The organism is Rhizobacter sp. P1_G5, from assembly GCF_056405435.1.
On sequence record NZ_JBFUCB010000418.1, the window covers coordinates 1 to 5,463 of the forward strand.

6 protein-coding genes are annotated in these 5,463 nt (G+C 68.7%); 4 read left to right on the top strand and 2 right to left on the bottom strand.

Annotated elements, in window-relative coordinates; all coding sequences use genetic code 11:
* A partial coding sequence (locus AC1D12_RS23380; RefSeq protein WP_477843163.1) for a nitrite/sulfite reductase occupies window positions 1-1,713 on the bottom strand: 1,713 nt, incomplete at its 3' end.
* Window positions 1,714-1,836: 123 nt separating this feature from the next.
* Between AC1D12_RS23380 and AC1D12_RS23385 the strand changes: the two genes are divergently transcribed.
* Complete coding sequence (locus AC1D12_RS23385; RefSeq protein WP_477843165.1) at window positions 1,837-2,811, top strand: patatin-like phospholipase family protein; 975 nt, start codon at window positions 1,837-1,839, stop codon at window positions 2,809-2,811.
* 156 nt (window positions 2,812-2,967) lie between these two features.
* Here AC1D12_RS23385 and phaP read toward each other — a convergent pair whose 3' ends face one another.
* Window positions 2,968-3,519, bottom strand: a complete 552-nt coding sequence (phaP, locus tag AC1D12_RS23390; RefSeq protein WP_477843167.1) for a TIGR01841 family phasin — start codon at window positions 3,517-3,519, stop codon at window positions 2,968-2,970.
* Window positions 3,520-3,705: 186 nt separating this feature from the next.
* Between phaP and AC1D12_RS23395 the strand changes: the two genes are divergently transcribed.
* The 3 genes from AC1D12_RS23395 to AC1D12_RS23405 all read left to right on the top strand — a co-directional run.
* Complete coding sequence (locus AC1D12_RS23395; protein ID WP_477843169.1) at window positions 3,706-4,641, top strand: histone deacetylase family protein; 936 nt, start codon at window positions 3,706-3,708, stop codon at window positions 4,639-4,641.
* Window positions 4,638-5,093: an acyl-CoA thioesterase gene (locus AC1D12_RS23400; RefSeq protein WP_477826850.1), complete on the top strand. Its 456-nt coding sequence runs from the start codon at window positions 4,638-4,640 to the stop codon at window positions 5,091-5,093. Before AC1D12_RS23395 ends, AC1D12_RS23400 begins: the two co-directional genes overlap by 4 nt.
* Window positions 5,090-5,463 (top strand): nitroreductase family protein (locus AC1D12_RS23405; protein WP_477843171.1); only part of this gene is annotated, 374 nt, incomplete at its 3' end. The genes AC1D12_RS23400 and AC1D12_RS23405, both read left to right, overlap by 4 nt.

Sequence of the window (5,463 nt, forward strand, 5' to 3'; positions counted from 1 at the left end):
GGCCTTGGCGGTGCTGCGGCGCTGGGCGTTGGCCGCGGTCTTGAACGGATCGAGCCCGATGCGGTTCACGGTGTCGATGAAGCGCTCGGCAGCGGTGCTGCGCTGCGCGCGGTAGGTGTCGAGCACCGCCTCGATCACGTCGGGCACCTCGTCGGCCGCGAACGACGGGCCGATCACCTTGCCGGGCGTCGACTGGTGGCCGCTGATCGCCGAGCCGTCGAGGCCGCCGAGCGTCACCTGGTACCACTCGCTGCCGTCCTTGTCGACGCCGAGGATGCCGATGTGGCCGCTGTGGTGGTGGCCGCAGGAGTTGATGCAGCCGCTGATGTGCAGGTCGATGTCGCCGATGTCGTAGAGCTCGTCGATGTCGTCGAAGCGCTCGGTGATGGCCTCGGCGATCGGGATCGAGCGGGCATTGGCGAGCGCGCAGAAATCRCCGCCGGGGCAGGCGATCATGTCGGTCAGCAGGCCGATGTTGGGCGTCGCGAAGCTGGCGGCGCGCGCGGCCTGCCAGAGGGCGAACAGGTCGCTCTCGCGCACCCACGGCAGCACCAGGTTCTGGTCGTGCGAGACGCGCAGCTCGGCCTGGCTGAAGCGCTCGGCCAGCTCGGCGGCCAGTTCCATCTGCGTGTCGGTCGCGTCGCCCGGCGCCTGGCCGGTGCGCTTGAGCGACAGCGTCACGCTGCGGTAGCCGGCCAGCTGGTGCGGGTGCACGTTGCGCTCGAGCCAGCGCTGGTAGGCGGCGGGCGCGTCGGCGGGGATGTCGATCCGGCTGTTCGCACTCGTGTTGCCAGGGACAGGTGCGACGCCGGCCGGCGTCACGAAGTGCGCCGCGACGCGGTCGAACTCGGCCTGCGGAATGATCTGCTCGGTGCCGTCGCTGTCGAGCTCGAGGATCTTCTTGAACTCCTCGGCCACGTCGTCGAGGAAGCGCTGGCCTTCGGCCTTCACCAGGATCTTGATGCGCGCCTTGTACATGTTGTCGCGCCGGCCGTAGCGGTTGTAGACCCGCACGATGGCCTCGAGGTAGACGAGGATCTGCTGCCACGGCAGGAACTCGCTGATCACCGTGCCGATGACCGGCGTGCGCCCCATGCCGCCGCCGACCAGCACCTTGAAGCCGATCTCGCCGGCCTCGTTCTTCAGCAGCTGCAGGCCGATGTCGTGCCAAGCGATCGYGGCACGGTCTTCCTTCGCGCCGCTGACGGCGATCTTGAACTTGCGCGGCAGGAACGCGAACTCGGGGTTCAGCGTGCTCCACTGGCGCAGGATCTCGCAGTAGGGGCGGGGGTCGATGACCTCGTCGGCCGCGACGCCGGCGAAGCAGTCGCTCGTGATGTTGCGGATGCAGTTGCCGCTGGTCTGGATGCCGTGCATGCTGACCGAGGCCAGCAGGTCCATCACGTCGGCCGCCTTCGGCAGCGGGATCCAGTTGTATTGGCAGTTCTGCCGCGTCGTGAAGTGGGCATAGCCGCGGTCGAACTCGCGCGCGATGCGCGCCAGCATGCGCAGCTGCGTGGCGCTCAGCTCGCCGTACGGCACCGCGATGCGGGCCATCGGCGCATGGCGCTGGATGTACCAGCCGTTCTGCAGGCGCAGGGCGCGGAACTCGTCATCGCCCAGCGTGCCGGCGAGGTTGCGCTGGAGCTGGTCGCGGAACTGGGCCGCGCGTTGCTTGACGAACTGGGTGTCGAACGGGGTGTATTGATACATCGCCTGGAGTTCGGTTCTGGGAGACCCGCGACTGTACGGGCGCTCATATATAAGCAGGAAGAACATTTTCGTTGCTTGTTTATTCGACACAGGGATAAAGCCCGGCGTCCCTAGAATCGCTGGATGCCTTCCTTTCTGACTTCCTCGTCCTGGGCCCGTGCGGCCGCCGTGGCTGCCGCCGTCCTGCTGGCCGGGTGCCAGACGGTGCCGCTGCCGCCCTCGAATCCCGCGTCCACGCCGGCCGGCAACCCGCCGGTGGTGGTCGTGCCACCGGACTCGGCCGCGTCGGCGCCGCCGCTCGTCGTGATCAAGCCGGTGCCGAAGCCGCCGCGCATCGGGCTGGCGCTGGGCGGCGGCGCGGCGCGCGGCTTTGCCCACATCGGCGTGATCCAGGTGCTGGAGGAGAACGGCATCAAGCCGGACCTGGTGGTCGGCACCTCGGCCGGCAGCCTGGTCGCGACGCTCTACGCGTCGGGCAAGAACGGGCTGGCGCTGGCGGCGATGGCCGATTCGATGGACGAGTCGGCGATCACCGACTGGGCCTTTCCCGGTCGCGGGCTGATCCGCGGCGAGGCGCTGGCGCGCTTCGTGCGCGAGGCCACCGGCGGCAAGACCATCGAGCAGATGCGCATGCCGCTCGGCATCGTCGCGACCGACCTCGACAACGGCTCTCCGGTGCTGTTCCAGCGCGGCGATGCGGGCATCGCGGTGCGCGCCTCGAGCGCGGTGCCGGCGGTGTTCCAGCCGGTGCGCATCGGCACACGCGAATACGTGGACGGCGGACTGGTGTCGCCGGTGCCGGTGCGCTTCGCGCGCCAGATGGGTGCCGAGCTGGTGATCGCGGTCGACATCTCGGCGGTGCCGGATGGTGCCGCCACCGGCGACCCGATGCGCATGCTGCTGCAGACCTTCGCGATCATGAGCCGCAGCATCAATGCCTTCGAGCTGCGCGAGGCCGACGTGGTGCTGCGGCCGAAGCTGGCCGACGTGTCGTCGGCCGATTTCGCGGCGCGCAAGCGCTCGATCCAGGCCGGGCGCGAGATCGCGCTGGCGATGATCAACGAGCTGAAGATGCGGATCGCGGCGAAGACGCACTGACAAACAAAACGGCCCGGTGTTGCCACCGGGCCGGAAGGTACCTGGAATCAGAATTCGCGCGGTACCGAGGAGACAACCTTTCAGGGAGACCGCAGGCAGGGCCCGCGGTAACTCTCAGATGAAGGGTCGCGACATAAGTTCAAGTCCTTTTTCAGATCAGGCGGCGGCGCGCTTGGTCTTCGGGGCCGATGCGGCCTTCACGGCGCTGGCGCTGATCGCTTCGATGTTGGCTTCTGCCACCTTCGCGGCCTGGCCGGCGGCCTTCTGCAGGCTTTCGTAGGCATTGCTGGTGGTCGCGACGGCCGACTTGAACAGCGCGACGACGTTCTCGGTGCCGGCCGGCGCGTTCTTCACGGCGGTGTCGACCACCGTCATGAACTTCTGCTGGGCTTCGGCGGCTTGCGCTTCGGCGACCTTGCCGATGTCGGCATTGGTGCTGGCGGYGATGTCGTACAGGTGGCGGCCGTAGGCGGCGGCCTTCTCGGCGGCCGGCTGCAGCAGGCTGGCTTGCAGCGCCAGCAGTTCCTGCGCGTCCTTCACCGACAGCGCGGCCTGGGTGTTCGCGGCGGCTTCGCCGAGCGCGGTCTTCGCGACCTGCAGGTTCAGCTCGACGAGCTTCTCGACGCCTTCGAACGCCTTGCCGGTCAGGCCGAAGAGCGTTTCGATGTTGGTCTTGTGGGCGGCGATCAATTGTTCAGCGGTCAGCATGTGGAATCTCCATGAGATAGAAAAGGGGACTGCGCCTGACACAGTGACTTTGTTGCACTGCACCATGGCGAGAAGTATACGGAGTGATCCGAGGATTACAAGTTGTTTTTGCTGCATTGCAGCAATCTAGAGGCATGTACCCATTTCGGCGCCGATCGGCACAATGCGCCGGCGATGCGCGCCTCGATGCAAGCCTTCCACTCCGACCACTTCGTGCTGCCGCTGCCCACCGGGCACCGGTTCCCGATGCAGAAGTACCGCCTGCTGCGCGAGGCCGCGGAGTCCGAGCCCGGGCTGTGCCTGCAGGAGGCGCCCGCGGCGAGCGACGGCGAACTCGCGCTGGCCCACACGCCCGACTACGTCACCGCGGTGTCCGAAGGCACGCTGAGCGCGGCCGAGCAGCGCGAGATCGGCTTTCCGTGGACGCCGCGCATGGTCGAGCGCTCGCGCCGCTCGGTCGGCGCGACGATCGCCGCGGCGCGTGCGGCCCTCACCGAGGGCGTTGCCGCGAACCTGGCCGGCGGCACCCACCACGCCCATGCGGACAAGGGCAGCGGCTATTGCGTCTTCAACGATGTGGCCGTGGCGACGCGGCTGATGCAGGCCGAATGGCACCGGCAGCACCGCACGCTGCTGCGTGTCGCGGTGATCGACCTGGACGTGCACCAGGGCAACGGCACCGCGGCGATCTTCCGCGACGACCCGACGGTGTTCACGCTGTCGCTGCACGGCGAGCGCAACTTCCCGTTCCGCAAGGAGGCGAGCGACCTCGACGTGGCCCTGCCCGACGGCTGCCGCGACGACGAGTACCTGGCCGCGCTCGATGCGGCGCTCGCCGAACTGTGGCGCCGCCATGCGCAGGGCGCGCCGGGGCTGGTGTTCTACCTCGCCGGTGCCTATCCGCACGAGGGCGATCGCCTGGGCCGCCTGAAGCTCACGTCCGCGGGCCTCGCCGAGCGCGACCGCCGCGTCTTCGCTGCCACCCGCGAGCGCGGCATCCCGGTCGCGGTCAGCATGGCCGGCGGCTACGGCCGCGAGATCGCCGACACCGTCGCGGTGCAGCTCACGACGCTGCGCGAGGCGCTGGCCAGCCGCGAGCAATGGAACAATGCAGCGCCATGACGATGCCCCAGACGCCTCCGATCCGCCCGCAACCCGAAGCGCGCAGCGCCTACCGGCACTTCACGAGCCTGTCGACCCGGTGGATGGACAACGACGCCTACGGCCACGTCAACAACGTCGTCTACTACAGCCTGTTCGACACCGCGGTGAACCGCTACCTGATCGAGGCCGGTGCGCTCGACATCCACGCCGGCGCGGTGATCGGGCTGGTGGTCGAGACCCACTGCAACTACTTCGCGCCGATCGCGTTCCCGCAGATGGTCGATGCCGGCTTGCGCGTCGCGCAGGTCGGCAGCTCCAGCGTGCGCTACGAGATCGGCCTGTTCGCCGCCGGCGAGCCGCTGTGCGCGGCACGCGGCCATTTCGTGCATGTCTACGTCGACCGCGAAACGCGCCGCCCGGCCGCGTTGCCGGCCGTTCTCATCCAAGCCCTGGAAGGATTGCGCCCGTGAGCTTGCCAACCCCCGAGCAGACTGCCCTCATCGACGCGGCGATCACCTCGCGCCGCTCGTTGCGCGCCTTCCTGCCGACGCCGATCCCGCGCGAGACCATCGAAGACATCCTGCGCGTCGCGTCGCGCGCGCCCTCGGGCACCAACACGCAGCCATGGAAGGTCTACGTGCTGACCGGCGAGCCGCTGGCGGCGCTGGGGCGCGAGATCACTGCCCTCTACGACGATCCCGAGGAGGCGGCGCAGCACCACGAGGAGTACGCCTACTACCCGGTCGAATGGCGCTCGCCCTACATCGACCGCCGCCGCAAGGTCGGCTGGGACCTGTACGGCCTGCTCGGCATCACCAAGGGCGACAAGCTGCGCATGCA

Bases quoted from the DNA above. Each gene is read 5' to 3' on its own strand.
- AC1D12_RS23400 (WP_477826850.1), top strand. From the start codon at position 4,638: ATGACGATGCCCCAGACGCCTCCGATCCGCCCGCAACCCGAAGCGCGC.
- AC1D12_RS23395 (WP_477843169.1), top strand. From the start codon at position 3,706: ATGCAAGCCTTCCACTCCGACCACTTCGTGCTGCCGCTGCCCACCGGG.
- AC1D12_RS23385 (WP_477843165.1), top strand. From the start codon at position 1,837: ATGCCTTCCTTTCTGACTTCCTCGTCCTGGGCCCGTGCGGCCGCCGTG.